The organism is Collinsella sp. CLA-ER-H2 (genome assembly GCF_040092405.1).
GTDB lineage: Bacteria > Actinomycetota > Coriobacteriia > Coriobacteriales > Coriobacteriaceae > Collinsella.
Genome location: NZ_JBBNLO010000018.1, coordinates 17,952 through 43,395 on the forward strand (window position 1 = coordinate 17,952; position 25,444 = coordinate 43,395).

General features: G+C 59.5%; 20 protein-coding genes. All 20 read right to left on the reverse strand.

Annotated elements, in window-relative coordinates; all coding sequences use genetic code 11:
- Window positions 1–226 precede the first annotated feature (226 nt).
- Entirely contained in the window at window positions 227–481 is a 255-nt protein-coding gene (gene secG / locus AAAX59_RS06470) for a preprotein translocase subunit SecG (protein ID WP_117776111.1), read from the reverse strand.
- 163 nt (window positions 482–644) lie between these two features.
- Window positions 645–2,198 carry a 2,3-bisphosphoglycerate-independent phosphoglycerate mutase gene (gene gpmI / locus AAAX59_RS06475; protein WP_349071177.1) on the reverse strand — a complete coding sequence of 518 codons (1,554 nt, stop codon included), beginning with the start codon at window positions 2,196–2,198 and terminating at the stop codon, window positions 645–647.
- Between the two features lie 5 nt (window positions 2,199–2,203).
- Window positions 2,204–2,971, reverse strand: a complete 768-nt coding sequence (tpiA, locus tag AAAX59_RS06480; protein WP_022094882.1) for a triose-phosphate isomerase — start codon at window positions 2,969–2,971, stop codon at window positions 2,204–2,206.
- On the reverse strand, window positions 2,964–4,154 hold the full coding sequence (locus AAAX59_RS06485; RefSeq protein ID WP_022094881.1) for a phosphoglycerate kinase: 1,191 nt from the start codon (window positions 4,152–4,154) through the stop codon (window positions 2,964–2,966). Before AAAX59_RS06485 ends, tpiA begins: the two co-directional genes overlap by 8 nt.
- 140 nt (window positions 4,155–4,294) lie before the next feature.
- Entirely contained in the window at window positions 4,295–5,320 is a 1,026-nt protein-coding gene (gene gap / locus AAAX59_RS06490) for a type I glyceraldehyde-3-phosphate dehydrogenase (protein WP_022094880.1), read from the reverse strand.
- Between the two features lie 193 nt (window positions 5,321–5,513).
- Window positions 5,514–6,443 carry a DNA-binding protein WhiA gene (gene whiA / locus AAAX59_RS06495; protein WP_117800625.1) on the reverse strand — a complete coding sequence of 310 codons (930 nt, stop codon included), beginning with the start codon at window positions 6,441–6,443 and terminating at the stop codon, window positions 5,514–5,516.
- Window positions 6,444–6,449: 6 nt separating this feature from the next.
- Window positions 6,450–7,370 carry an RNase adapter RapZ gene (rapZ, locus tag AAAX59_RS06500; protein ID WP_022094878.1) on the reverse strand — a complete coding sequence of 307 codons (921 nt, stop codon included), beginning with the start codon at window positions 7,368–7,370 and terminating at the stop codon, window positions 6,450–6,452.
- A 101-nt stretch (window positions 7,371–7,471) separates the two neighbouring features.
- The gene (locus tag AAAX59_RS06505) at window positions 7,472–8,158 is read right to left on the reverse strand and encodes an N-acetylmannosamine-6-phosphate 2-epimerase (protein WP_022094877.1); all 687 of its coding nucleotides are present in this window, start codon (window positions 8,156–8,158) and stop codon (window positions 7,472–7,474) included.
- A 70-nt stretch (window positions 8,159–8,228) separates the two neighbouring features.
- Window positions 8,229–9,194 (reverse strand): ROK family protein, encoded by a 966-nt coding sequence (locus AAAX59_RS06510; RefSeq protein ID WP_022094876.1) that lies wholly within the window; start codon window positions 9,192–9,194, stop codon window positions 8,229–8,231.
- 173 nt (window positions 9,195–9,367) lie between these two features.
- Complete coding sequence (locus AAAX59_RS06515) at window positions 9,368–10,288, reverse strand: dihydrodipicolinate synthase family protein (RefSeq protein WP_349071178.1); 921 nt, start codon at window positions 10,286–10,288, stop codon at window positions 9,368–9,370.
- A 68-nt stretch (window positions 10,289–10,356) separates the two neighbouring features.
- On the reverse strand, window positions 10,357–11,208 hold the full coding sequence (locus AAAX59_RS06520) for an acetylxylan esterase (RefSeq protein ID WP_195239179.1): 852 nt from the start codon (window positions 11,206–11,208) through the stop codon (window positions 10,357–10,359).
- On the reverse strand, window positions 11,201–12,178 hold the full coding sequence (locus AAAX59_RS06525) for an acetylxylan esterase (RefSeq protein WP_138339845.1): 978 nt from the start codon (window positions 12,176–12,178) through the stop codon (window positions 11,201–11,203). Before AAAX59_RS06525 ends, AAAX59_RS06520 begins: the two co-directional genes overlap by 8 nt.
- Window positions 12,179–12,258: 80 nt before the next feature.
- The gene (locus AAAX59_RS06530) at window positions 12,259–13,086 is read right to left on the reverse strand and encodes an ATP-binding cassette domain-containing protein (RefSeq protein ID WP_349071180.1); all 828 of its coding nucleotides are present in this window, start codon (window positions 13,084–13,086) and stop codon (window positions 12,259–12,261) included.
- A complete protein-coding gene (locus tag AAAX59_RS06535) occupies window positions 13,087–15,102 on the reverse strand; it encodes a dipeptide/oligopeptide/nickel ABC transporter permease/ATP-binding protein (RefSeq protein ID WP_349071182.1) in 2,016 nt (671 codons plus the stop codon). It lies immediately after the preceding gene.
- A gap of 3 nt (window positions 15,103–15,105) precedes the next feature.
- Window positions 15,106–16,062, reverse strand: coding sequence for an ABC transporter permease (locus AAAX59_RS06540; RefSeq protein ID WP_035138896.1), 957 nt, complete (start codon window positions 16,060–16,062; stop codon window positions 15,106–15,108).
- Window positions 16,063–16,219: 157 nt separating this feature from the next.
- Window positions 16,220–17,833, reverse strand: a complete 1,614-nt coding sequence (locus AAAX59_RS06545) for an ABC transporter substrate-binding protein (protein ID WP_035138897.1) — start codon at window positions 17,831–17,833, stop codon at window positions 16,220–16,222.
- A 364-nt stretch (window positions 17,834–18,197) separates the two neighbouring features.
- Complete coding sequence (uvrC, locus tag AAAX59_RS06550; protein ID WP_349071183.1) at window positions 18,198–20,138, reverse strand: excinuclease ABC subunit UvrC; 1,941 nt, start codon at window positions 20,136–20,138, stop codon at window positions 18,198–18,200.
- Window positions 20,139–20,144: 6 nt separating this feature from the next.
- A complete protein-coding gene (gene murJ / locus AAAX59_RS06555) occupies window positions 20,145–21,827 on the reverse strand; it encodes a murein biosynthesis integral membrane protein MurJ (RefSeq protein WP_349071185.1) in 1,683 nt (560 codons plus the stop codon).
- A gap of 3 nt (window positions 21,828–21,830) precedes the next feature.
- Window positions 21,831–22,331: a Cys-tRNA(Pro) deacylase gene (gene ybaK, locus AAAX59_RS06560; RefSeq protein ID WP_006236166.1), complete on the reverse strand. Its 501-nt coding sequence runs from the start codon at window positions 22,329–22,331 to the stop codon at window positions 21,831–21,833.
- Between the two features lie 132 nt (window positions 22,332–22,463).
- Window positions 22,464–25,343 carry an excinuclease ABC subunit UvrA gene (uvrA, locus tag AAAX59_RS06565; RefSeq protein WP_349071187.1) on the reverse strand — a complete coding sequence of 960 codons (2,880 nt, stop codon included), beginning with the start codon at window positions 25,341–25,343 and terminating at the stop codon, window positions 22,464–22,466.
- Window positions 25,344–25,444 lie beyond the last annotated feature (101 nt).

Sequence of the window (25,444 nt, forward strand, 5' to 3'; positions counted from 1 at the left end):
ACCATCAAAACGCCGCCCGCTGCTATGGCTGGTTATGCACAACGGACCAACGTTTTGCAATACAGTAGCGCATTTTATGCACGATTTGGGGCTAATTCCGGTTAACGGTCGAGAATTTCTTTAGTTGGGCGCAGTATGTGGTGATATTTTGACTCTGTTACAAATATGTAAACAAAAAGGGTCCCGCACTTACGGAACCCTTTACAAGTACTTATGCGGCTCGTGATTAGTAGCCCACGATGCCCTGCGGGAAGAAGAACATGCACAGCACGACGCACACGGCAAACACGACAGCCATGATGACGGTCAGGCGGTCAAGGTTCTGCTCCATAACGCCCGTGGCAGAGCTGGAGTTATACAGCGAGCTAGCAATCATATCCGAAACGCCGGTGCCCTTACCGGAATGCATCAGGACGAGAATCGTCAACGCCACGGCAGAGATAGCCCAAACGACAAACAGAAGAATCTGGAACGGACCCATAGATAAGCTCCTTAATAGAACAATTCAAACTCCAGTACTGTACCACAATCCCCCGCTCTCCCCTACCTGCCGCTCGGGAACGAGGTAGAAATGGCAGAAATACCAAAAGGGGGTTGTCCAATTGTGGACAACCCCCTTGCTAGAAAACGGTATTTGTTTTCTATTAGGCCTCGGTGGCGAGCACACGGCCCGTCATCTCGGCGGAAGGCTCCAGACCAGCCATGGTGAGCATAGTCGGGGCGATATCGGAGAGACGACCGTCCTCGATACCGGTGAGCTGAGCCTTCTCATCAACGATGATGAACGGCACGCGGTTGGTGGTGTGAGCCGTAAACGGATGCTTGGAACCGTCGGAAGCAACGTCAAACATGTGATCGGCGTTGCCGTGATCGGCGGTAATCAGCGCAAAGCCGCCCTTAGCGAGAATCGCCGGGACAACCTTGGACAGGGCATCGTCAACAGCCTCGACGGCCTTAACGGCGGCGTCGAAGACACCGGTGTGACCAACCATGTCGCAGTTCGCGAAGTTCACGATGTAGAAATCAGCGCGATCCTCGTTGATGGCGGCGACGAGCTTCTCGGTAACCTCGGGAGCGCTCATCTCGGGCTGCAGATCGTAGGTAGCGACCTTGGGGGAAGCGACGAGCACGCGCTCCTCGCCCTCCTTGGGCTCCTCGATGCCGCCGTTGAGGAAGAACGTCACATGGGCGTACTTCTCGGTCTCGGCGGTGTGCAGCTGCTTCAGGCCATTGGCGGCGATAACGTCGGCCAGGACGTTCTCGGGGAACGTCTTGGGGAAGGCGACCTCGACGTCAAACGTCGGATCGTACTCAGTCATCGTCACAAAGTGCGAAAGCTTGATCTGCTCGCGCTCAAAGCCGTCGAACTCCTTGTCCGTGAACACGCGGGTCATCTGACGAGCGCGGTCGGGACGGAAGTTGAAGAAGATGGCCGCGTCGCCCTCGTGGATACCCTCGTTGTGGGCAGCGAAGGGGTCGACGAACTCGTCGCCGCGCGGATCCTTCTCGTAGTAGGCCTTGATACCGGCAACGGGGTCGGTATCGACATCGGACGCGTTGACCATGACGTCGTAGGCACGCTGGATGCGCTCCCAACGGTTGTCGCGGTCCATGGCCCAATAGCGGCCCGAAACGGTGGCGACGCGAGCGTCGCAACCGGTCTCCTCGGAGATCTTAGCCAGGAAGGCGCAGAACTCGCTCATGTAGCCGGCACCGGACTGCGGGTCAACGTCGCGGCCATCCATGAAGGCGTGGACGCGAACGGTCTTGACACCGTGCTCGGCAGCCATCTTGACCAGAGCCTCGACGTGGTTCATGTGAGAATGAACACCGCCGGGGCTCATAAGGCCCATGAGGTGGAGAGTCTTGCCGTCAGCCTTGACGTCGTCCATAGCCTTGACGAAAACCTCGTTCTTGGCGATGGAACCGTTCTTGATGGCGTTATTGATGCGCGAAAGCTCCTGGAACACGATGCGGCCGGCACCGATGTTGAGGTGACCCACCTCGGAGTTGCCCATCTGGCCGTCGGGAAGGCCCACGTCCTCGCCCGAAGCGCCGAGCGTAGTGTGGGGGTACTTCTCGTACAGGCTATCAAGGAAGGGCGTCTTGGCAGCGGCGACGGCGTTCTCGCCATCGGCCGGAGCAAGGCCGCAACCATCCATGATGATCAGGAGTGCAGGAAGATGACGATGTGCCATATGTCCTACTCGCCTGCCTTGACGACCATAGAGGCGAAGTCAGCAGCCTTGAGCGAAGCGCCGCCCACGAGGGCGCCGTCAACGTCGGGCTTGGCGACGAGCTCGGCAATGTTGCCGGGCTTGGCAGAGCCACCATAGAGAACGCGGATGCCGTTAGCGAGCTCCTCGCCGAACATCTCCTTGAGGGTCTCACGGATAGCACCGCAGACCTCCTGAGCGTCCTCGGCGGTAGCGGTCTTGCCGGTGCCGATGGCCCAGATGGGCTCGTAGGCGACGACGACCTGCTTGGGGCAGGTGATCTCAAGACCAGCAAGGCCAGCCTTGACCTGGTTCACGACGTGCTCGACATAGGTGCCAGCCTCGCGGACCTCGAGGGACTCGCCGCAGCAGAAGACGGGAACAAGGCCGGCGGCAACGAGAGCCTTAGCCTTCTTGTTCTGGTCCTCGTCGGTCTCGTGGAAGTAGTCGCGACGCTCGGAGTGACCGATGATGCAGTAGGTGCAGCCAGCGGACTTGAGCATGTCGCAAGAGGACTCACCGGTGAAGGCACCCTTGGCCTCCCAGTACACGTTCTGTGCACCGAGGGCGATGGGGGCAGCCTGAATGCGGTCATGAACCGTGGTGATGTCGATGGTCGGAGGGCAGACGAGCACCTCGACGCCAGCCGGAACCTCAGGCAGAGCCTGGGCCAGCTCGTCGGCGAGCTTCGCAGCCTCGGCGACGTCGTTGTTCATCTTCCAGTTACCAGCGATAAGAAGGGTGCGATTAGGCATCGAGAAGCGCCTCCACTCCGGGCAGGGCCTTACCCTCGACGAGCTCCATGGAAGCGCCACCGCCGGTGGAGATCCAGCTCATCTTGTCGGCCAGGTTGAACTTGTTGACAGCTGCGACAGAGTCGCCACCGCCGATGATCGAGGTGCAGTCGGCCTCGGCAACAGCCTCGGCGATAGCCTGGGTGCCGTGAGCGAAGTTGTCGAACTCGAAGACGCCCATGGGGCCATTCCAGAACACGGTCTTGGCGCCCTTGACAGCCTCGGCATAGAGCTCCTCGGTCTTGGGGCCGATGTCCATGCCCTCACGATCGTCGGGGATAGCGTCGGAAGCGACAACCTCGGGGACAGCGTCCTCACCAAAGTGATCGGCAACGCGGTTGTCGATGGGGAGCAGGATCTTGACGCCCTTCTCCTCGGCCTTCTTGAGCATCTCGCCAGCGCGCTCGACCCAGTCCTCTTCCTTGAGGGACTGACCAACGGACAGGCCCTGAGCCAGGAAGAAGGTGTAGGCCATGCCGCCACCGATGATCAGGGTATCAGCGGAGTCGATGAGGTGATCGAGAACACCGATCTTGGAGGAAACCTTGGAACCGCCGACGATAGCGACGAAGGGACGCTCGGGCTCGGCGAAGATGCCGGTCAGCGTGTCGACCTCCTTCTCGAGCAGGAAGCCAGCGACGGCGGGCAGGTAAGCGGCGGGGCCCACGACGGAACCCTGGGCGCGGTGAGCGGTACCGAAGGCATCGAGAACGAAGACGTCACCATAGGAAGCGAGCTTCTTGGCGATCTCGGGATCGTTCTTCTTCTCACGCTTGTCAAAACGGACGTTCTCGAGAACGAGGACCTTGCCCGGCTCGACGGCGGCGACAGCCTCAGCAGCCTTCTCGCCGTAGGTGTCGGCGACAAAGGCGACGTCGAGACCAGAAAGCTCAGCGAGCTTCTTGGCGACGGGCTCGAGGGACAGCTCGGGCTGGAAGCCGGTGCCATCGGGACGGCCGAGGTGGCTCATGAGGATGACGCGAGCATTGTGCTCAACGAGATAGTTGATGGTGGGCAGGGCAGCCTTGATACGGGTGGTGTCGCCAACGACGCCATCCTTGATAGGCACGTTAAAGTCAACGCGGACGAGAACGCGCTTGCCGTCGACATCGATGTCGCGGACGGTCTTCTTGGTAAAGGCCATGTTTGCTTCTACCTTTCGTACGTGTCTGCCTCCCATTACGGCAGACGATTTCTTATAAAAAGGGCGCGACCCTAGGGTGTAAGCCCTATAAGGCCGCGCCCTTCTTTAGACGCTCAACGAGCTATTCGCTAAAAGCTAAATTAAGCAACGAACTTCTCGAAGTACTTGATGGTGCGGACCATCTGAGAGGTGTAGGAGTTCTCGTTGTCGTACCAAGAGGTGACCTGAACGAGGGTCTGGCCGTTGCCGAGGTCAGAGCACATGGTCTGAGTGGCGTCGAAGATGGAGCCGTGGGTCTCGCCGATGATGTCGGTGGAGACGATGTCGTCCTCATTGTAACCGAAGGTCTCGGAGATGGTGGCAGCGTAGGCCTTCATAGCGGCGTTGACCTCGTCGACGGTGACCTTCTTGTCAACGACAGCGTAGAGGTTGGTGATGGAGCCGGTCGGCGTCGGGACGCGCTGGGCAGCACCGATGAGCTTACCGTTGAGCTCGGGGAGAACCAGGCCGATAGCCTTGGCAGCACCGGTGGTGTTGGGGACGATGTTGACGGCGCAGGCGCGGCTACGACGCTTGTTGCCCTTGCGCTGCGGGCCGTCGAGCGGCATCTGGTCGCCGGTCCAGGCGTGAATGGTGGTCATGATGCCGGACACGATGGGAGCGAAGTCGTTCAGACCCTTGGCCATCGGAGCGAGGCAGTTGGTGGTGCAGGAAGCAGCGGAGATGATGTTGTCCTCAGCGGTCAGCGTCTCATGGTTGACGTTGTACACGATGGTGGGCAGATCGCTGCCGGCCGGAGCGGAGATGACGACCTTCTTGGCGCCAGCGTTGATGTGGGCCTGAGCCTTAGCCTTGCTAGTGTAGAAGCCGGTGCACTCGAGAACGACGTCGACGTCGAGGTCGCCCCAAGGCAGGTTGTTGGCGTCGGCCTCCTTGTAGATCTTGATCTCCTTGCCGTCAACGGTGATGGAATCCTCGCCAGCAACGACCTCGTGATCGCGAGCATAGTTGCCCTGCGTGGAGTCGTACTTCAACAGGTAAGCGAGCATATCGGGAGAGGTGAGGTCGTTGATAGCGACGATCTCGGAGCCCTCATGACCGAACATCTGACGGAAAGCCAGACGACCGATGCGACCGAAGCCGTTAATAGCAACCTTTACTGCCATTGTGTCTCCTTTCGTAAGGCCCCCGCAAGCTACAGCGCCTGCCGTTGAGGCCCACAAACTAACCACTCGCCTAATATACCTTTTTTTTGACTTGAATTTCACGAGAATGCTCGAAATTGAAAATCAAATTTACGTTAAAACGTTTTAAAGAATAAAATAGCAGCTAAATCCGTATATACGTTTATACTTAAAACTACCTGTTTGCTTCAATGAGCTTTTCAAGCCTCAAAACTCGATGGTAGAGGGCTGACTTCGACAAGGGAGGGTCAGCCATCTCCCCCAAATCACGCAGTGACAGATCGGGATAGCGCTCGCGCAGGTCGCAAAAGACCGCCAAGGCATCCGGAAGCGCATCGCGAAGACCACGCTGCTCGAGCTCATCGATAAGCGCAAGCTGATGCTGGGCGGCACCGGCGCTTCTGGTCTGGTTGGCGAGCTCGGCGTTCACGCGACGGTTCACATCGTTCTTAACCAACTTGACCGCGCGCGCCTCCTCAATCTCGGCAACGCTGCGCTTGGCACCAATCAGCTTTAAAAGATGCTCGATTTCCTCGGCGCTCTTAATGTACACGGCATAAGACCCCCGCCGTGCATTAACACGCGCGTGGACCCCAATCTGCTCCAACAGGTCGCAAAGCCCCTTGGCATATTGCTCGCCCTGCACCGCGATCTCCAAATGAAAGTCGCCGCGTGGATCGGCCACGAAGCCGCCCGCGATGAGCGCGCCGCGGATATAGGCAAGTCTGCAGCAAGGACGCGCAACGATATGTCGGGGCACACCGGCGACAAGTCCTCCCCTCCGGTCGAGGATACCCAGCAGCACCAGAGCCTTATCCAAATCGGGCTGATCAGGCAAGGTAATGAGATAGTTTCGAACCTTATGCAAGACAGATTTGCGAACGGTGAACTCCGTTTTGAGCTTAAGGATGCGATGCGTCAGCGTGATCATCGTGCGCGCGACGGCTCCCGTCTCAGTCGCAACCGTCAAACGATACCGCCCAGAGCCGGTAAGCGAGAGCGTACCACTCACGCGCGTGAGGGCGGCAAGCGTCGACAAGTCGCAGTATTCACATTCGGGTTCGCAGCGCGCAAGCTCATCACGCACCTCAGCGGTAAACGACATGCAGGCCTATGCCTTCGTGTTGGCGCGCGACAGGTCGCGGTGGGAGATGCTCACGTGATACTGAGCGCCTTCCAGGTAACGGGCCGTGGCCTCGGCAATGGCAACGCTGCGGTGCTGGCCGCCCGTGCAGCCGATGGCGATAGAAAGCTGCGGCTTGCCCTCCGCGATATAACCCGGCATCACCGTATCGAGCAGCTGTGTCCAAGCCTTCCAAAACTCCTGCGTCTTGGGATGGTCCAGAACAAAATCGGAGACCTTTTTATCGAGACCGGTCATCGTGCGCATCTCGGGATCGTAGAACGGATTGGGCAGGAAGCGGACGTCGATCATAATGTCCGCCTCGACGGGCATGCCGTGCTTAAAGCCAAACGAGAACACGTGGACGTCCATGAGCTGCTGGTCGGACAGCTCGGAGAACGCCATGCGCAATTTGTTGCGCAGGGCAGAGGTACGCAGGCGGCTCGTGTCGATGATCATATCGGCTCGGTCGCGCACACCCTGCAGCTGCAGGCGCTCGCGCTGAATAGCATCGGCCGTAGTCTCCCCCGGCTTGGCAATGGGATGGCGGCGGCGGTTTTCGCTATAACGACGGATCAGCACCTCGTCAGAGGCCTCGAGAAACACGATGTCACAGCTCATCTCGCGCTCCTCGAGTGCGGCAACGGCATCGAGCAGCTCATCGAACAAGCCCTGGCTGCGCAGGTCACAGGTGACGGCGAGATGCCTGCCCACGCCCGTATTGATGCCGACGAGCTCGGCAAGCTGGGCGATGAGACGCGGAGGCAGGTTATCGATGCAAAAATAGCCCATGTCCTCGAACACGTGCATGGCCTGTGTGCGGCCCGATCCGGACATTCCGGTGATGATGACGATATCGGGGATGCGCTCCGAGCGCTCCGCCGCATCCATGGCATCTCCCTTTTGCATGTGCTGCCTCCCGAAAACAAGCGCGGGACCCAGCAACCCGGATCCCGCGCGGTCAATTGCCTATATTGAGTATACCGCCCCGAGCGGATACGAGGCCTGTCTTACGCCTCAAGTGCAGCCTTGAACCAACTCGTAATACTCGTGGGGTGCGTGATGGCGGTGCCGACGACAACGGCCCAGGCGCCAGCATCGATCGCGGCGCGAGCCTCCTCGGGCGTATGCACGCGGCCCTCGCAAATGATGGGAAGGCCGGGGAATTCCTCGGTCGCCTGACGCAGGAGCGGCAGGTCGGGGCCATCGGCCATGGTGCAGTCGATGGCGGCGACGCCGTGAGAAAGCGTGGTGGATACCAGGTCGAAGCCCATGTCGACAGCACGACGAATATCCTCGATGGTGGCACAGTCGGCCATCAGGAGCACACCCTCCTCGTGCAGCGGGCGGAAGGTATCCTCGACCGTCTTGCCATCGGGGCGCGGGCGATCGGTGGCGTCGATCGCCACGATATCGGCACCGGCAGCAACGCAGGCGCGAGCGTGACGCAGCGTCGGCGTGATGTAAACGCCCTCGTGCCCATCCTTCCACAGGCCGATGACGGGAACCTCACAGCGACCCTTAATGGCGGCAATGTCGGCAAGGCCCTGGCAGCGAATGGCGGCGGCGCCGCCGAGCTCACAAGCGCGAGACATTTGAGCCATGGTCTCGGGCGTACGAAGCGGCTCGCCCATATACGCCTGAACGCTCACGACGAGCTTGCCCTTCAGGGATTGAATCAATGGATCGACGGTCATAAGGCTGTAACCTTTCTCAGAACAGCCTCCCGAGGCGTGTTGTCTCGGGAGGCTCCTACAGAAGATACGTTTACTTCAACGAGGCAAGAAGATGCTCGGCGGCACCAATAAGCGGCGCGTCGCCCTCCAGCGAACCGATGAGGATCGGCGTGTCCTGAAGCGGATCGAGCGCCTGGCTGGCATAGCCCTCGTGCACCGAATCCTTCCACGTCTGCGAACGCCAATCGGGACCTTGGTGGATCACGCCGCCCGAAAGGACGATGACCTCAGGGTCCAGGATGTTAGCGAGCGAGCCCAAGCTGGCACCCAGCGCAAAGCCGGCGTCATGGATGACCTCGGTCGCCTTTGCGTCGCCCGCACGGCACAGGTCGTTCACATCGCGACCGACCGAAGGACGGCTGGGGTCGACGCGGCCAAAACGCTCATCGTACATTCGACCAATGGAAGTGCCCGAAGCAACCGACTCCAGATGGCCGGAACGCCCGCAGGCGCAGGGAATGCCGGCGGCAGCCGAGCACTCGATGTGGCCCATATGACCGGCAGCACCATGGAAGCCCTGCATCACGCGGCCGTTCTCGACATATGCGCCGCCGATGCCCGTACCGATGCCAAGACACAAGACGGAGAACTTGCCCTTGCCGACGCCCCAGTGGGCCTCGCCCAGAGCATGAGCCTGCACGTCGCCTACGACGGCAACGGGAAGACCGAGGTCCTCGCGCAGACGCGGCCCCAACTGAACGCCGGACCAGCCGGGCATGATCTCATTGGCATACGCGATGGCGCCCGTCTTGGGATCGACGACGCCGGCGGCACCGATACCGACGCCAAGGACCTCGACATCGGGATTCGCCTCGAGAGCAGCCTTGATGGACGCCTCGATACGCTGGAAGACGGCCTCGCCGCCCTCCTGGGCCTCGGTAGGAACCTCGGCCTCAAAAACGGGATGGGGCACACTACCGTCAGCCGGGTACTCCATGATGGCAGTCGCGATCTTAGTTCCGCCGATATCGACAGAGCAGACGTACTTGTTCTCCATGTCGCTCTCCTTAGGAGATAAAAAACAACTACAGGAAATGCGCCGTCAGGCTAGCCGTCACAGCGCGGTAAAGGTTTTCCAGGTGCCCAAGATCGCCGAGAAACCGTGTGACCATTGACCTAATGGGTCATGGCCGCACGGTTGAACGGCGAGGTCGGGTGTCTGGAAAAGCTTTAAAGGAGACCGTTGTCCTGGAGGACCTTCTTAATCGCCTCGACGTTCTCGCCGGTCATGGCCTTCACCGGGCGCGGCATGGTCGGGCTGTCGAAGATACCCATGAGGTTCATAGCGGTCTTGAAGGCGCCGACGCCACCGGCATAGCCCTGGACGCCCGAGGTGACATCCCAGATGTGCGAAATCTCATTGAGGCGATCCTGCTCGGCCTTGACGGTAGCCCAGTCACCAGCCTGAGCGGCCTTCCACTGACGCACGTAGCCCTCGGGCTCAACGTTGGCGAGACCCGGGACGGAACCGTCGGCGCCACCGAGGTAGGCGCCGTCGACAACAACCTCGTGGCCGGTGAGAATGCTCATCGGATGGCCGTTCTTCTCGTTCTCCTGAACGAGGTAGCGGAACGAGATGTCATCACCCGAGGAATCCTTGACGCCGGACAGAACGCCCTCGGCGCCGAGCTTGGCAAGGAGCTTCCAGGGGAGCTTGGTGTGAACGCAGACGGGAATGTCATAGGCAAAGATGGGCAGGTCGAGTTCCTCGTGCAGGATGCGGAAGTGCTCCTCGACCTCGGTCATGCCCTGCAGGGCATAGAACGGGCAGGTGGCGACGAGGGCATCGGCGCCCAGCTCCTGGGCGACCTTGCCGTGCTCGATCATGCGCTCGGTCTCGGTATCGATGATGCCGACCAGAACGGGAACGCGATGGTCGACGATACGGACGGCCTCGGCGATAATCTGGCGACGGCGCTCGTCGGTGGAGAAGACGACCTCGCCCGAGGATCCCAAGAAGAACAGGCCATCGACGCCAGCATCGATCATGCGGTTGATGCTGCGCTCAAAGGAGGCAACGTCAAGCTGGTGATCTTCGGTATCGGGAACAACGACGGGAGGGATAACGCCGGTGAATTTCTGAGTTGTCACAAGAATCTCCTTAGTTGTCTGGCGGGCGGCCCTATGCCACCCACTCTTGTTGGCAGTGTCCAGGCCGTCTAGGCCAAAGAACACGAGTAGAACGTTTGGTTAAAAAAGTCGACGACTTCGTTTTCGAACGCATTGATGCGCTCGTGAGCGTATTTTGCATAGATGATATGCCTCCGGTCACACTCAAGACCGTTGAATACGGCAAACTGATCCTTGGGATCGCTCACGGTATCCATAAGCGACGTGCCCATGAGCACCGATCCGCGCACCCGAGACGACAGCGCCTCGAGACCGCCAGGAAGCGGATTGGCAACCGCCGTGCAGGCGAGGCCCCGCTCGTCCAGAGCAGAAACCGCCAGCGCGACTCCGCCGCCAAGACCCTCGCCCCATGCAAAGATGCGGTCGGGGTCCATGCCATCAAGATTGCGCGCCACCTTCGCCAGCGCGCAACCCCAACGGACGCGCTCGACAAAAGCGGGCGAAGAAATCCCCCGCTGCAGGTCGTCCGCACCAGCAACATCGTCATCCAGCGCGAGGACGGCATACCCCATGGCGGCAAATCTCGTCATGTGATGCCAGCCGCGCACAGGCCGATCGATGTCGTGGAACATCAGGCACAACGGCACACGCTCAGATACTCGGGCACGACCGACAGGCTCGATCAAACGAGCGTGAATCGCATCGTCACCGAGCTCAAAGGAGACCTCCGAGTAACGGGCGCAGGGGTTAACAAAGTCAATCGCCGTAATGGCCAGGCCTTGAATCTCAAGATTCGAAGCGCATGTCTCTAAATCAGAAACATCTGCTTGGACATCACCGCGCCAGTCCCGATATTCTGCGAGCCTTGACGAAACCGTTCCAGGAATTCCCACGAGCCCGGGGACAATCAGCTCGTCAACATTGCTCTCGCACTTAGACATGAGCCTCCCCTCCCTTGCAGAAAAACGGAATGATCAGATCGTCAAAATCCTGAATCTCCTCGTGGCCAAAGCCTTCAAAGAACTCATGGCGCTTTTCGCAGGTCAGGTTGTTATAGACCGCAAACTGCGTCGCTGGCGGACAGACGATATCGGCTGTGCCAGTGCCAAACAGCACGGGGCATTTGACCATAGGGGCAAAGTTCTTGGAATCGAAGTACGCCAGCTTGGCATAGGCTTCGTCAATACGAGTCGAGTCCTCGTCAAACCAGCGAGACCAATAGCGCAGGCCCTCGTAGGCAATGTCGTCGGCATCCAAATCCCAGACCAGGCGGAAATCTGACAGGAAGGGATAGAGGATGGCGGCACGATTGATAAGCTCGCTGTTAAGCGCACAGGTCGCAATGCCCAAACCGCCGCCCTGCGACGCGCCGTTCACAAACACACGCGCAAGATCGATGCCCTCGAGCTCGCGAACGATGCGGCACAGGATGCGAATATCTTGGTGCAAGCGGACATAGTAGAGGTTGGCCGGGTCGCCGTCGATACCGGCGACGATATGACCGGCAACCGTTGTGCCCTCAAATCCACCAATGTCCTCGGAGGGACCTCCTTGGCCGGGGCAGTCGAGGGCGATGAGTGCCATGCCCATGCCCGCAAACGACGCCTGCTCAAACCAGCTGCGGCTTGCACCCGGATACCCATGGAACTGAAGTACCAATGGCACGGGCTCGTCCGAGACAGGTTTAAGGTACTTGGCATGCAGGCGCGCGCCACACATGCCGGTATACCAGAGGTCGAAAAGCTGGCAGGTCGCGGCATCGGCGACCGATGCCGTCTCGATCGCATAGTCAAGCCCGACGGCGTCGGCCTCGGCCATGCGATCCTTCCAAAAGAGATCGAAATCTGATGGACGGGGCATGGCGCCTCGGTATTCACCAAATTGATGTTGTAGCTCCTGAGCACTTGGCATGGCTCGTGAACCCAACCTTTCGAAATCGCAACGGAGGTGCGCCCGGCAAGGGAACCGGGCGCACGGGAGGGAAAGCGAGGCTACTCGCCGAGCTTGGGATGCAGCAGCGACGGCGCAGCGCCGAGCAGCATCTTGGTGTAGGGGTCCTGGGGGTGCTGGAAGACCTGCTTGGCCTCGCCCTGCTCGACGATCCTGCCGCCATTCATAACGATGATGTCGTCAGAGATATAGCGGACCGTCTGGATGTCATGGCTGATGAACACCATGGCCAGGCCGAGCTCCTTCTTAAGGTCGGTCAGCAGATTCAGAATCTGCGCGCGGACTGAAACGTCCAGAGCCGAGGTGGGCTCGTCGGCGATGATGGCATCGGGGTTCAGCGACAGGGCACGGGCAATTGCGACGCGCTGGCGCTGGCCGCCCGAAAGCTGGCCGGGAAGAACCTCGGCAGCGGAGCTGGGCAGACCGGTGAGCTCCAAGAGTTCCTTGACGCGCTTCTCCTGCTCGGCCTCGGTACCCAGGTTGTGGACGCGCATGGGGTCGAGCAGCTGCTCGCGAACGACCATGCGGGGGTTGAGCGCCGTGGCCGGGTTCTGGAACACGACCGAGATGACGCGACCCATGTGGCGACGGTCCTCGGCGGTACGTTTGGTAACGTCCTTGCCCCTAAAGTAGACCTTGCCGCTCGTGGGGGCCTGCAGGCCGCACATGACGTTGGCGGTGGTGGACTTACCGCAACCGGACTCGCCGACGATGCCGATCGTCTGACCGGGCATGAGCTTAATCGTTACACCCTGGACGGCGTGAACCAGGTTGGGGTGCAGAATCGAGCCGGTACGGGTCCTAAAGGTGACGTGGACGTCATCAAGGAAGATGATCGGCTCGACGCCGTTGACTGCGGTCTCGCTCATCTACATCACCTCCGCGTGAGGGGTCAAACCATTTGCCTTGAGCACCTCGTCGGGGAGCTCGGAATAGAAGTGCTCGGTGCCAGGCACGCGCTTGAAGACCGGACGGGTGTCCAAGCCAATACGCGGATGGCTCGAGCGGGGCGCGAAGCGATCGCCCTTGGGGAAATCGCGCGGGCTCGGAACGGCGCCGGGCACCTGGTGCAGGCGACCCGAACCGCTCTCGATGGACAGAACGGAACCCAGAAGACCGCGGGTGTACTCGTGGATCGGGTTGGTGAGCAGCTCCTTGGTGGGTGCCTGCTCGATAACCTGGCCAGCGTACATAACCGTGATGTTATGGGCAACCTCGGCAACCAGAGCCAGGTCATGCGAAACGAAGATCATGGCAAAGCCGAGCTTGGCCTGAAGATCGTTGAGCAGCTTGATGACCTGCTTCTGGACGGTAACGTCCAGAGCGGTCGTGGGCTCGTCGCAGATGACCAGCTTGGGGTCGCGGGTAAGGGCCATAGCGATCAGGACACGCTGACGCTGGCCGCCGGAAAGCTCGTGCGGATAGCTCTCGAGCGTGCGCTTGGGATCGAGGCCGACGAGCTCCAGGAGCTCCTCGGCGCTGCGGGTTCCGCCGCGCTTGGTGAGCTGCTTCATCTGGGCAGAGATGAGCATGGAGGGGTTAAGCGAGGACAGGGCGTCCTGATAGACCATAGCGATATCGGTACCGCGCAGGCCGAACCACTCCTTCTTGCTCATCTTGAGCAGGTCGCGACCCTCCCAGAGAACCTCGCCGGAAAGATGCTCGTCATCGTCGGTCAGGCCCATGATGGCCAGCGTGGTGATGGACTTACCGCAACCGGACTCGCCCACCAGGCCCATGGTCTGACCAGGACGGACGTCAAAGTTGACATGGTCGACGACGTTGATATCACCGTGATGCTCAAACTGGATGCAGAAGTCACGGACCGAGAGAATCGGTTCGACAGACTCGTCGGGCACATGGCGATCGTCACGCTTGAGCTCGACATCGCGCAGGGCGCCAAGGCGAGCGGAGAGGGACTGGGCCTGCTCCTTGTAGGCGCGAACGGGGTCGGAGACCAGCAGATCGGCCTCGCGACGCTTGGAGGAATCGGTAGGATCCAGGGCGGCGGAGGGAGCAGCGGCCATGGCGTCGGTAATGCCCTCGGAGAGGATGTTGAGCGCCAGGCAGGTGATCATGATGGCCAGGCCCGGGAACAGCGCCTGCCACCAACGACCGGCGAGCACGCCGCCGCGGGCGTCGGCGAGGATGTTGCCCCAGGTAGCGGTGGGCTCCTGGATACCAGCGCCGATGAAGGTCAGCGAGGCCTCGAAGATGATGGCGTCGGCGACCAGGGTAACGGTAAAGACCATGATCGGGGCGATGCAGTTACGCAGAACATGCTTGATCAAAATCCACGGAGCCTTGGCGCCGGAAACGATGACCGCGCGGACATAGTCCTCGCCGTACTCGGACACGATATTGGCGCGCACGATACGGGCAATCTGCGGAGTGTACATAAAGCCGATGGCGAAGATGATCGACGGCACGGAGTTGCCCAGGATGGAGACGAAGACGGCCGCGAGGGCGATGCCCGGGATGGACATGATGATGTCCAAGATACGCATGATCGTCTCGGAGACGGCCTTGCGCGAAACCGCTGCAAGGGCGCCCACGACCGAGCCGCAGACCAGAGCCATGGCAGTGGCGCCAAAGCCGATAATCAGCGAGTAACGACCACCGTAGAGCATACGCGACAGAATGTCGCGACCCTTATCGTCGGTACCGAAGATAAATCCGTTGCCGGGAGCCCGGCGAGCCGTAAAGATCTCGACCGGGCTATAGGGGGCAAGAAGGGGCGCCAGAATCGCAGTCAGGGCGACCAGCACCAGCACGACGGCTGCAATCTTAGAAGACAGCGTCATCTTCTTCCAGCCACCGAGCTTGAGCCCCTTGGAGGCAGCCTTCTCGAGCTGCTCGGTTTGCTTCTCTCGAATCTTTACCATAATCTACACCGTCCTGATGCGCGGGTTGATGAGCAGGTAGAGCATGTCAACCACGATGTTGATGATGATGAAGGCAAGAGCAACGACGATGACGACGCCCTGAACCAGGTTCGCCTCGTTGCCCTGAACGCCCTGCAGAATCGCGGTGCCCATGCCGGGGAGGTTGAAGATAACCTCGATGACGACGGCGCCGCCCATGAGGTAACCGATCTTAAGACCGAGGGTGGTGACCGGGGTGATCAGCGCATTGCGAAGAACGTTGATGCCGACGACGACCTTCTCGGGAACGCCGGCGCCGCGAGCCATACGGACATAATCCTTGTCGAGCTCCTCGACCATGGCGGTACGCACGATACGAGTCATCTGGCCCGTCAGCGGAAATGCCAAGGCGATAGCGGGCATGATCATACGTCCCAGATAGCCAACCGGATTCGTGGTGAAGTGAGGCAGAGCACCCGATGCCGGGAGCACCTTAAGGTAGGAAGAGAACAGCAGGATCAACAGAACGGCAAGCCAGAACGACGGGGTTGCCAAGCCGGCGATGGAAAAGACGCGGATCACTTGGTCCGGCCATTTGTCGCGATACAGTGCCGCGATGACGCCGAGCAAAAACGAAACGACCGCACCGATAGCAAGACCGATAAAGGTCAGCTGCATCGTGACGGGCAGGGCCGTGGAGATGCGCTTGGCAACGGAGTTGCGAGCAGCACCATAGGTGCCCATGTCGCCATGGATCAGATCGCCCATATAGCGCACGTAGCGCACGGGCCAGGGGTCGTCCAGACCATACTTCTCATGGTACTCGGCAACCGCCTCGGGCGAGGCACCGTCACCCAACGCCGTGTAGGCGGGGTCGGTCTTGGAAAACGACATAAGGAAGAACACCAGGACGGTGACGCCCAATGCCATGATCGGCAGCGCCACAAGACGCCTTCCAATCAAACGTAGCAAGTTGTTCACGTTCTCTCCCCTTTCTTTTGTCGGTAGGACCAACTGGTATATGAGTACGGATACTCATTACAAGACCCGAGCGACATCGTTGCCGCCCGGGTCTTTGTTTCAACTATGAGGATACGGTCCCAACGACCGACATCCTGCATACAGACTCAAGCGAGTCTTACGCCTTGACGGTCGCAACGCCCCTGAAGGACATGCTCGTCGTGCCGATGCCCTTGAAGCCATCGAGGGCCTCGCCGTTGGGTGCAGTGGACGGATCGTCCCAGGAAGCGGAGACGGTCTTGACGTGGACAACGGGGTACAGAACGGCGTTGTCGGCAATGATGTCGAAGCACTCGTTCCACTTCTTCTGCTGCTCGTCGCCCTCGGCGGCAAGAGCCTCGTCCATGAGACCGTGGAGCTTCTGCCACTCAGCGGACTCCTTCCACGGGCAACGGGTCTGCATCCAGACGTTGTCACCGTACCACCAGTTGAGCAGCAGGTCGGGGTCGGCGCCGAAGCAGGAAGGATCGCCAGGGGCAAGGAGGATATCGTAGGCCTCGCCGCCGTCGATGGCAGCGTAGGTGGCCGGCGAGGTATCGGTCTGGATGGTCACATCGAAGCCGAGAGCGTCGAGGTCGTTCTTGACCTGGGCGGCCATGCCCTTAATCTGCTCGTTGTCGGTGGTGCGCAGGGTGATGGCACCCGGGGTGATGCCAGACTCCTCGATGAGCTTCTTAGCCTTCTTGGCGTCGGTCTTGTACACCGTGGAAGCCTCATGATAGTTGGTGAAGCTCTTGGGCAGGTAGCAGCTGGCAGCGGTGGCAAGGCCGGCGAAGGTGTTGCTGACCATCTTCTCGGTGTCGAGCGCATACATGACAGCCTGACGGACCTTGACGTTGTTCCAAGGCTCCTTGGCGACGTTGAACATGATGAAGCGGGTGCCGAAACCCTGAACGTTATCGATCTTGCAGCCGGCGCTCTCGAGCTGGTCGACGGCGTCAGCGGTAACGAGCTCCATAACGAGCGTGGAGCCCTCCTGCTGAGCGGTAACGCGAGCGGTGGGGTCGGTCAGGATGCTGTACTGGATCTTCTTATCCTCGGCAGCATACTCACCGTTGTACTCGGGGTTGGGAACCAAGGTGATCTCGGTATCGGAGATAGAGTCGTACATCCAGGGGCCGGAGCCGATCGGCTGCTTGGCGCGATCCTCCTCGGTCTGAGTGGCCGGGGTAACGCGGACGATGGCCAGACGATCCTTGAGCAGGGAGAAGTTGGGGACCTTGGTCTTGACCGTCACGGTGCTGGCGTCCTTGGCCTCGATGGACTCGAAGGGCTGGAAGAACGGAGCGTAGGTAGCGGAAGCGGCACAAGCGGTGTAGGAGGCAACGACATCGTCAGCGGTGACCTCGGTGCCATCGGAGAACTTGGCGCCCTTGCGGATGGTGACCTCGAAAGTGGTGTCGTCCACAGACTTGGGATCGTCGGTGGCGAGCTCGTTGAAGGTGCTGTAGTCGTGGTAATCGATGCCGTAGAGGCCCTCGACGACGTGCCAGTTAGCACCCAGGCCCACAGCGGAGCCGGTGCTGGCGGGATCGAAGCTGGACGGAGCGTAAGCGGAACCAGCGGTGATCACGCCGCCGCCACGGTTGGCGGAATCGGTGGAACCGGAAGCGGAACCCTCGTCGCTAGAGCTGCCACCGCAGCCGGTGAGACCAAGCCCTGCGACAGCAGCGACGCTGCCGGTGAGGCCGAGGAACGAACGCCTGGACATACCCTTGTTGATGATGGCCATGTCTTCTCCTATCAATAGAGAATCTTACTCGGGAGCACCTAGACTTGCCCCCGCGCAACTTGCGGACGATATATACCTTACCTACCGACGAACCCAACTGAGGTGCCGCGCTCGGCGACCGATACATACATACGCTTGAACGGTATTTACTACCGTTCACCGAATTCGTTGACAAACGATTCACCAGACAGTATGTATCGGCGAGGTGAGATATCAGTCTTCGTCAACCCGCAGGATAGCAGGGTTTTCGCTTGGGTTAGTCAAACGTTTTAGCGTTAATAAAACCCGAAACCAGCAGGCAATCATGGCGAAATAAATGGTTGAAAATCGCGCAATCATGTATATCAGTTGTTTAGGCTCGTGTTTAGCTATCGGAATGGCCAGCCGCCGCCTCGGCGCGCTCGGCATTCCATGCAACGAGCGCCTCGTGGACCGCCTTGGCAACATCGGCAGGTATGCCGCGAACTTCCGCGATCTCTTGCTCGCTCGCCGCGCGCAAACGCTTCATCGAGCCAAAATGGCGCATAAGGGCACGTTTTCTGGTGGGTCCCACGCCTGGAACGTCATCGAGTACCGAAACCGTCATGGCTTTATCGCGCAACTCACGATGGAATGTAATTGCAAAACGGTGCGATTCATCGCGCACCTGTTTAATTAGATAGAGCGACGCGGACCCGGTCGGAAGCACGACGGGAGTCTCGTCCCAAGGCACGAAAACCTCCTCATCGGCCTTTGCCAAGCCACAAACTGGCATATCGAGCCCAAGAGCCTCAAGTTGCTTGATCGCAGCGGTCAATTGCGGCTTACCGCCATCGACAACGAGCAAATCGGGGCGCGAGCCAAAGCGCTCGTCGGCCATGCGCTCGGGAGCATAGCGTCGTCCCAAAACCTCGGACATCGACACGAAGTCGTTTGCCTCGTCCAATTCGGCCTGAATTTTAAAACGACGGTACTGGCTCTTGTCGGCGCGCCCGTTGGTAAACACCACCATCGAGGCGACGGTAAAGGTTCCGTGCAGCGTCGAGATATCGAAGCACTCGATACGCATCGGCGGCGCCGGCAGCGCCAGCGCGCTTTCGAGCTCCAGGAGCGCCTGATTGGTGCGGTCGTCAGCGTACCCCGTTCGCATCATGTAGCGCATGAGGGCATGGCGCGCATTTTTGGATGCCATATCGAGCAAACGGTGCTTTTCGCCACGCTGCGGCCTATGGAGATGGCAGGAACGCTCGCGCTTGCCTGCAAGCCACTCCCCCAGCGCCTCCGCATCCTCAAGCTCGACAGAGAGGTTTATCTCAGCTGGAATATCAGCCGTCTCGTCGTAATAGCGCTTAAGAAAGCCCGACTGGAGCTCTTCCTCGTCAACATCAAGACCCTTGTCGAGAATGAACTCGCAGGTGCGAACTGTTCGGCCCTCACGCACGACAAAGACGCAAGCGGCAGAGATGGTCTCCTCGCGATAGAAACCGATGACATCGATATCGACACTGGAGGGAAAAACGACTTGCTGACGGTCGTCCAGACCCCTGATGACCTCCAAACGACGCTTGACGCGTGCCGCGCGCTCAAAATCGAGTGCCTCGGCGGCATCCGCCATCTCGGAAGTCAGCTCGTCGACGACATCCTTGCGATGGCCCGACAAAAAGCGCTCGACACGCTTGACGTTCTTGGCATAGTCTGCCGGGGAAATCGCGCCGACACACGCACCCGGCCCGCGCCCGACATGGTAGTCGAAGCAGGGACGCCCGTTTTGTGCGCAAATCATATTGACGATGTCTTCCTCGCCCTTGTGGGACTCGATGATACGGCGACAACGACGCCACTCCGCACAGGATGCAGAGCAGATGGGGATAACCTTGCGCAGCGTATCTATCGTCTCACGTGCCGCACGGCTATCGGTATAGGGTCCAAAATAGCGCGTTCCCGGCTTATGACGCTCACGCGTGTATTTGATAGCGGGATACAGGTCGCCCTTTGTAATGGCGATAAAGGGGTAGCTCTTGTCATCCTTGAGGTCGACGTTAAAGTACGGATGGTACTGGCCGATCAGGTTGCGCTCGAGTACAAGCGCCTCATGCTCGGTTTCGACAACGATGTAGTCAAAGCTCGCCACCAGCTGCATCATCAGCGGGATCTTTTGACGCTCATCCTGCAGTGTCACGTATTGACGCATGCGGGCGCGCAGGTTTTTCGCCTTGCCCACGTAGATGACATCGCCCTTGGCATCCTTCCAAAGGTAGCATCCGGGCTGTGTGGGAACGCGCGAAACCTGTTCGGCAAGCGTTGGAATGTTGTCGTGACCGTCCACACGCACCTACTTGCGACGAAGCAGCGCCGAGACCTCGGGCATCTTAAGGACGACGGCAAGGCCAAAGGTAACAGCAAGCGAGACGACACCCGCAACGCAAACGTAGCCAAGAGTAATCAGAATCGAGCCGCCAAGTGCCCCGACAAAGTGTTCAAGCGCCCACATGACGCCGGCGCCTGCGGCAGCACCCAGGCTACCGAGCAAAAGGCCAAAGAAACCGCCATGCAGGATAGATTTGACCTGAAGACCACGCAGGCGACGACGCAGCCACCACAGCGAACAGCCGACCAAGATCACGTAGTCGACGACATACGAAAGCGCGATTGCCGGCATACCGAAGCCCAGCACAACGCCAAACAGTAGAACCGAGCCGGCCTGGCCGATGGCGGAATACAGGCAATAGCGGCTATAGGGCTTCATGTCGAGCAAGGCAGAGAAGCTCTTCTGCATCAACACGACCACGCCGTAGAGCGGCAGCGAGAGCGCCAGGTAGACAAGGTACTCGGACACCAGCGTCACGCCGGATTCATCGAACTTGCCAGCACAGTAGATCATGTTGAGCGGACGCGCGAAGACAATCAGGTACAGCGCGAACGGAATCAGGAAGAACAGCATCTGGGCGACGCCACGCGAAATGCCCGTGCGAACGCTGTCGTAATCCTTCTCCTGTGCGTCGTGAGAGAGCTCGGTATAAAGCGCCGTCGAAAGCGAGGCGGCAATCAGCGCGTAGGGTAGCGTGTACCACAGGCGCGCATAGGCGATGACGGAAGGGCCAGTCTCGGGCTGGACCACCAGCGCGGCAGCGTTGGTGATAGAAGTCGAGACAAACATGCACACCGTGGCGAGCAGCGTCGGGATACCGAGCGCAATCGTCTGGCGCAGCGCGGGGTCCTTAAAGTCGATATGGATATGGGGATGCACGCCGTGCTTGCCGAGCGCAGGGATCTGACATGCCATCTGAACAAAGACACCGAGGGTCGTACCGGCCGCAATCAAGATGATGCCGGCGCGTTCGCCAAACTGTGCGGACACGGGCGCAAAACCCATAAAGCTCGCAATGACGATCACATTGTTGAGGACCGGGGCAAACGTCGACCAGAAGTAGTCGCGGTGTGCGTTGAGAACGCCCGAGAACACCGAGCCCAAACCATAAAACAGAATCTGGATGGCAAAGAAACGGAACATGAACGCAGCGGTATCCATGCTGCCGCCGTCACCCGAAAGGAACGATTGCGTCCAGATAAAGCCCGGGGCGAACACGGTCCCCAGCAACGAAATGCCACCCAGCACCAAAAGCAGAATGCCGAGCAGGTTGCCCACGTACTCGTTCGAGGCCTCGCGACCCTGCTCACGCCTCACGCCCATGTACACGGGCAAAAACGCCGTCACGAGCATGCCGCCCATCACGAGTTCGTAGAGCATATTGGGCAGGTTGTTGGCGACCTGATAGGAGGACGAGAGTAGCGACATGCCAATAGCGGCCGCCATCGCCCACGTTCGGATAAAACCGGTAACGCGAGACACGATGGTCAGGATGGTCATAAGCCCGGCGGAACGACCAACCGTGGAGTAGTCCGACGAGCCCATGTCGTCAGTGTCATCTCGCGACGAAGAAGCTTCGGATGAGGGCGTCTGAGGCGCAGATTCTTTTGCAAAATGAGCTCCGCACTTCAATTCTTCCTGCGGCATCGCTCAGTCCTCTCTCGTAATCGCGGCAACCGTCGCCCCGCAAAATGCAATTAAATCATCGGGTGCAAGCTCGAGCTGATAACCACGCTTGCCTCCCGAAATAAAAATGGTATCCCAAAGGACGCATGTCTCATCAATGAGCGTCCGGTAGCGTTTTTTCATACCGACCGGGCTGCAGCCGCCGCGAACGTAGCCAGTCGCCGCAAGCAAATCCTTCACATGCATCATGGCCAAGGACTTCTCCCCCGCGGCACGCGCGGCAGACTTTAGATCGAGCTCGTCGGCAACAGGGATGCAGCACACGACATAGTCGTTGGACGGTGTCACGCAGACCAAAGTCTTAAATCCTTGACCGGGCTCCTCGCCAAGCTGCTCCGAAATCGCGACCCCCAGGCCCACCGACTCATCACCATCGTCTTCGTACGTATGTAGAACATAGGAAATGCCGGCGCTTTCCAGCTCGCGCATCGCATTGGTTTTTGGCGTCTTTACAGCCTTTGCCATGACATATCCTTTCCCTCGCATTCGGACGCAAGGATTAAGTATATGTCCAATTCGACTGCATACGTCACTTCGACACAGCAAGCGCCATCGAATCACAAGGAGTCGATGGCGCCCATAAACTGAATCGCCTATTTATTGAGCATCAAGTTGAGCCTGACGCTCCCGGTCACGCCTGAGCAACGGCGCCAAAAACTTGCCCGTATAACTCTGCGGACAGTCCGCAACCTGCTCCGGTGTGCCCGAAACCACGACGGTTCCGCCGCCGTTACCGCCCTCGGGACCCATATCGATCAGGCGGTCGGCAACCTTGATGACATCAAGGTTGTGCTCAATCACCAGCACCGTGTTGCCCGCATCGACCAAGCGCTGCAGCACATCGAGCAGCTGGCGGACGTCCTCAAAATGAAGGCCGGTCGTCGGTTCGTCCAAAATATAGAACGTCTTGCCCGTCTGGCGTCGATGAAGCTCCTTGGCGAGTTTCACACGCTGCGCCTCGCCGCCCGAAAGCGTCGTGGCGGGCTGGCCCAGGCTCACGTAGCCCAAGCCTACATCGTACAGCGTCTGGAGCTTTCGCTTGATCTGCGGGATATTCCCAAAGAAGGCCAGTGCCTCGGCCACGCTCATGTCAAGTACGTCCGAGATGGTCTTGCCACGGTAGGTGACCTCGAGTGTCTCGCGGTTGTAGCGTTTACCGCCGCAAACTTCGCAGGGAACGTAGATATCGGGAAGGAAGTGCATCTCGATCTTGATCTGTCCGTCGCCCTTGCACGCCTCACAGCGCCCGCCACTCACATTAAAGGAGAAACGACCCGGCGAGTAGCCGCGCGCCTTCGACTCCGGCGTACTCGCAAACAGCGCGCGAAGATCATCCCACAGGCCGATATAGGTAGCAGGGTTGGAACGCGGCGTGCGGCCAATCGGCGACTGGTCGATATCGATAACCTTATCGATACACTCGATGCCCTCGATTTTCTTATACGGACCCACAGGGCGCGTCGAACGGTGAATGGCATTCGTAAGGGCAGGCGCAATGGTATCGGTAACCAGGGAGCTCTTGCCCGATCCCGACACGCCGGTAACAACCGTAAGCGTACCAAACTCGATCTTGGCAGTAACGTTTTTGAGGTTGTTGGCTCGAGCGCCCGTAATTTTAAGGCAGCCGCGACCGGGCTTGCGCCGTTCATCAGGCACCCGGATCATTCGTTTACCGGTCAGATAAGCGCCCGTCATCGACTCAGAACACGCCATGATATCGGCAGGCGTTCCCGCCGCGACTACGTGTCCGCCGTTGACGCCGGCGCCGGGCCCCATGTCGATCACGTAATCGGCGGCACGGATTGTATCCTCGTCGTGTTCGACGACGATAACGGTATTGCCGATATCGCGCAGGCGCTCGAGCGTCTTGATCAAGCGCTCGTTGTCACGCTGATGAAGACCGATCGAGGGCTCGTCCAGAATATAGAGCACGCCCATGAGACCCGCGCCGATCTGCGTTGCCAGGCGAATACGCTGCGCCTCGCCACCAGAAAGCGTCGCCGAGGCACGATCGAGCGTCAGATAGTCGAGTCCAACATCGACCAGAAAACGCAAGCGCTCCAGGATTTCCTTGACGATGCGCCCGCCGATAAACTGTTGGCGCTCGGTGAGCTCCAGGCCCTCAAAAAACTCGAGCGACTCACGGCACGACAGGCAACAAACCTCGTAAATGGACTTGCCGCCCACGGTGACGGCGAGCATCTCAGGGCGCAAACGAGCGCCGTGGCAGCTCGAGCACGGTTCCTCGCGAATGTACTTCTCCAAGCGCGCCTTGGTGTTCTCGTTCGTCGTCTCGGTATAGCGTTCGTACAGGATGTTGCGAACGCCCGAAAACTTGGTATCCCACTGGCTGCGACGTCCGTCGAGCTTTTGGTAGTCGACCGAGATCTTCGTATCGCCCAGGCCATCCAAGAATGCACGACGCACGCGAGGGGGCAAGTCCTCCCACGGCGTATCGGTGCTCACCTTAAAGTGTTTGCAGACCGCAGCAAAAATCTGCGGATAGTAGTTCGAATTGCCAAACAGGCTACCAAAGACTCCGTCGGCAATGGACTTCGAGGGGTCCTCGATCAGCGCCTCGGCATCAACGGTTTTCTTAAAGCCCAGGCCGTCGCACTCAGGACATGCGCCATAGGGAGCGTTGAACGAAAAATCACGCGGCTGAAGATCGTCAATGGAGTGTCCATGCTCCGGGCACGCCAAGGCCAACGAATACTCCAGCAGCTCGCCCTCGGTCCCCTCAGGAGCATCACGATCGGGCAGCATGTACACGTTTACATTGCCGTGAGCCAGCGCGGTCGCCTGCTCAACAGACTCAGCGATACGGCCCAGAGAATTCTCACGGATCACGATACGGTCAACCACGACCTCAATGTCGTGTTTGAACTTCTTGTCCAGGTCGATCGGATCATCGAGCGAGCACACTTCGCCGTCGACACGCACGCGGCTAAAGCCCTCGGCGCGAAGGTCCTCAAACAGTTTGGTGTACTCGCCTTTTCGCCCGCGCACCACCGGTGCCAGCACAAACGCGCGGCGACCCTCCCCCGCCGCCAAGACTTTGTCGGCAACCTGGTCGGTCGTCTGACGCTCAATGACGCGGCCGCATTCGGGACAGTGCGGGGTGCCCACACGGGCGAACAGCAGGCGCAGATAGTCATAAATCTCGGTTACGGTGCCAACCGTCGAGCGAGGGTTTTTAGACGTCGTCTTTTGGTCGATCGACACCGCCGGCGAAAGGCCGTCGATTGAATCCAGGTCGGGTTTGTCCATCTGGCCCAAGAACTGGCGCGCATAGCTCGAAAGGCTCTCGACGTATCGACGCTGGCCCTCGGCATAGATAGTGTCAAATGCCAGCGAACTCTTGCCCGAGCCAGAAAGACCGGTAATGACCACGAGTTGGTCACGCGGAATGGAAACATCGATATCACGGAGGTTGTGCTCACGAGCGCCGCGAATAACGATAGAAGAATCAGACATGGAAGCTCCTTGCCTCCTATTGCATCGAATCATACTGTCGATGAGTTTAGCGCACTCGACGCGCACAGATGTTCGTAATACAAGATTCGCAGACCTTTAGC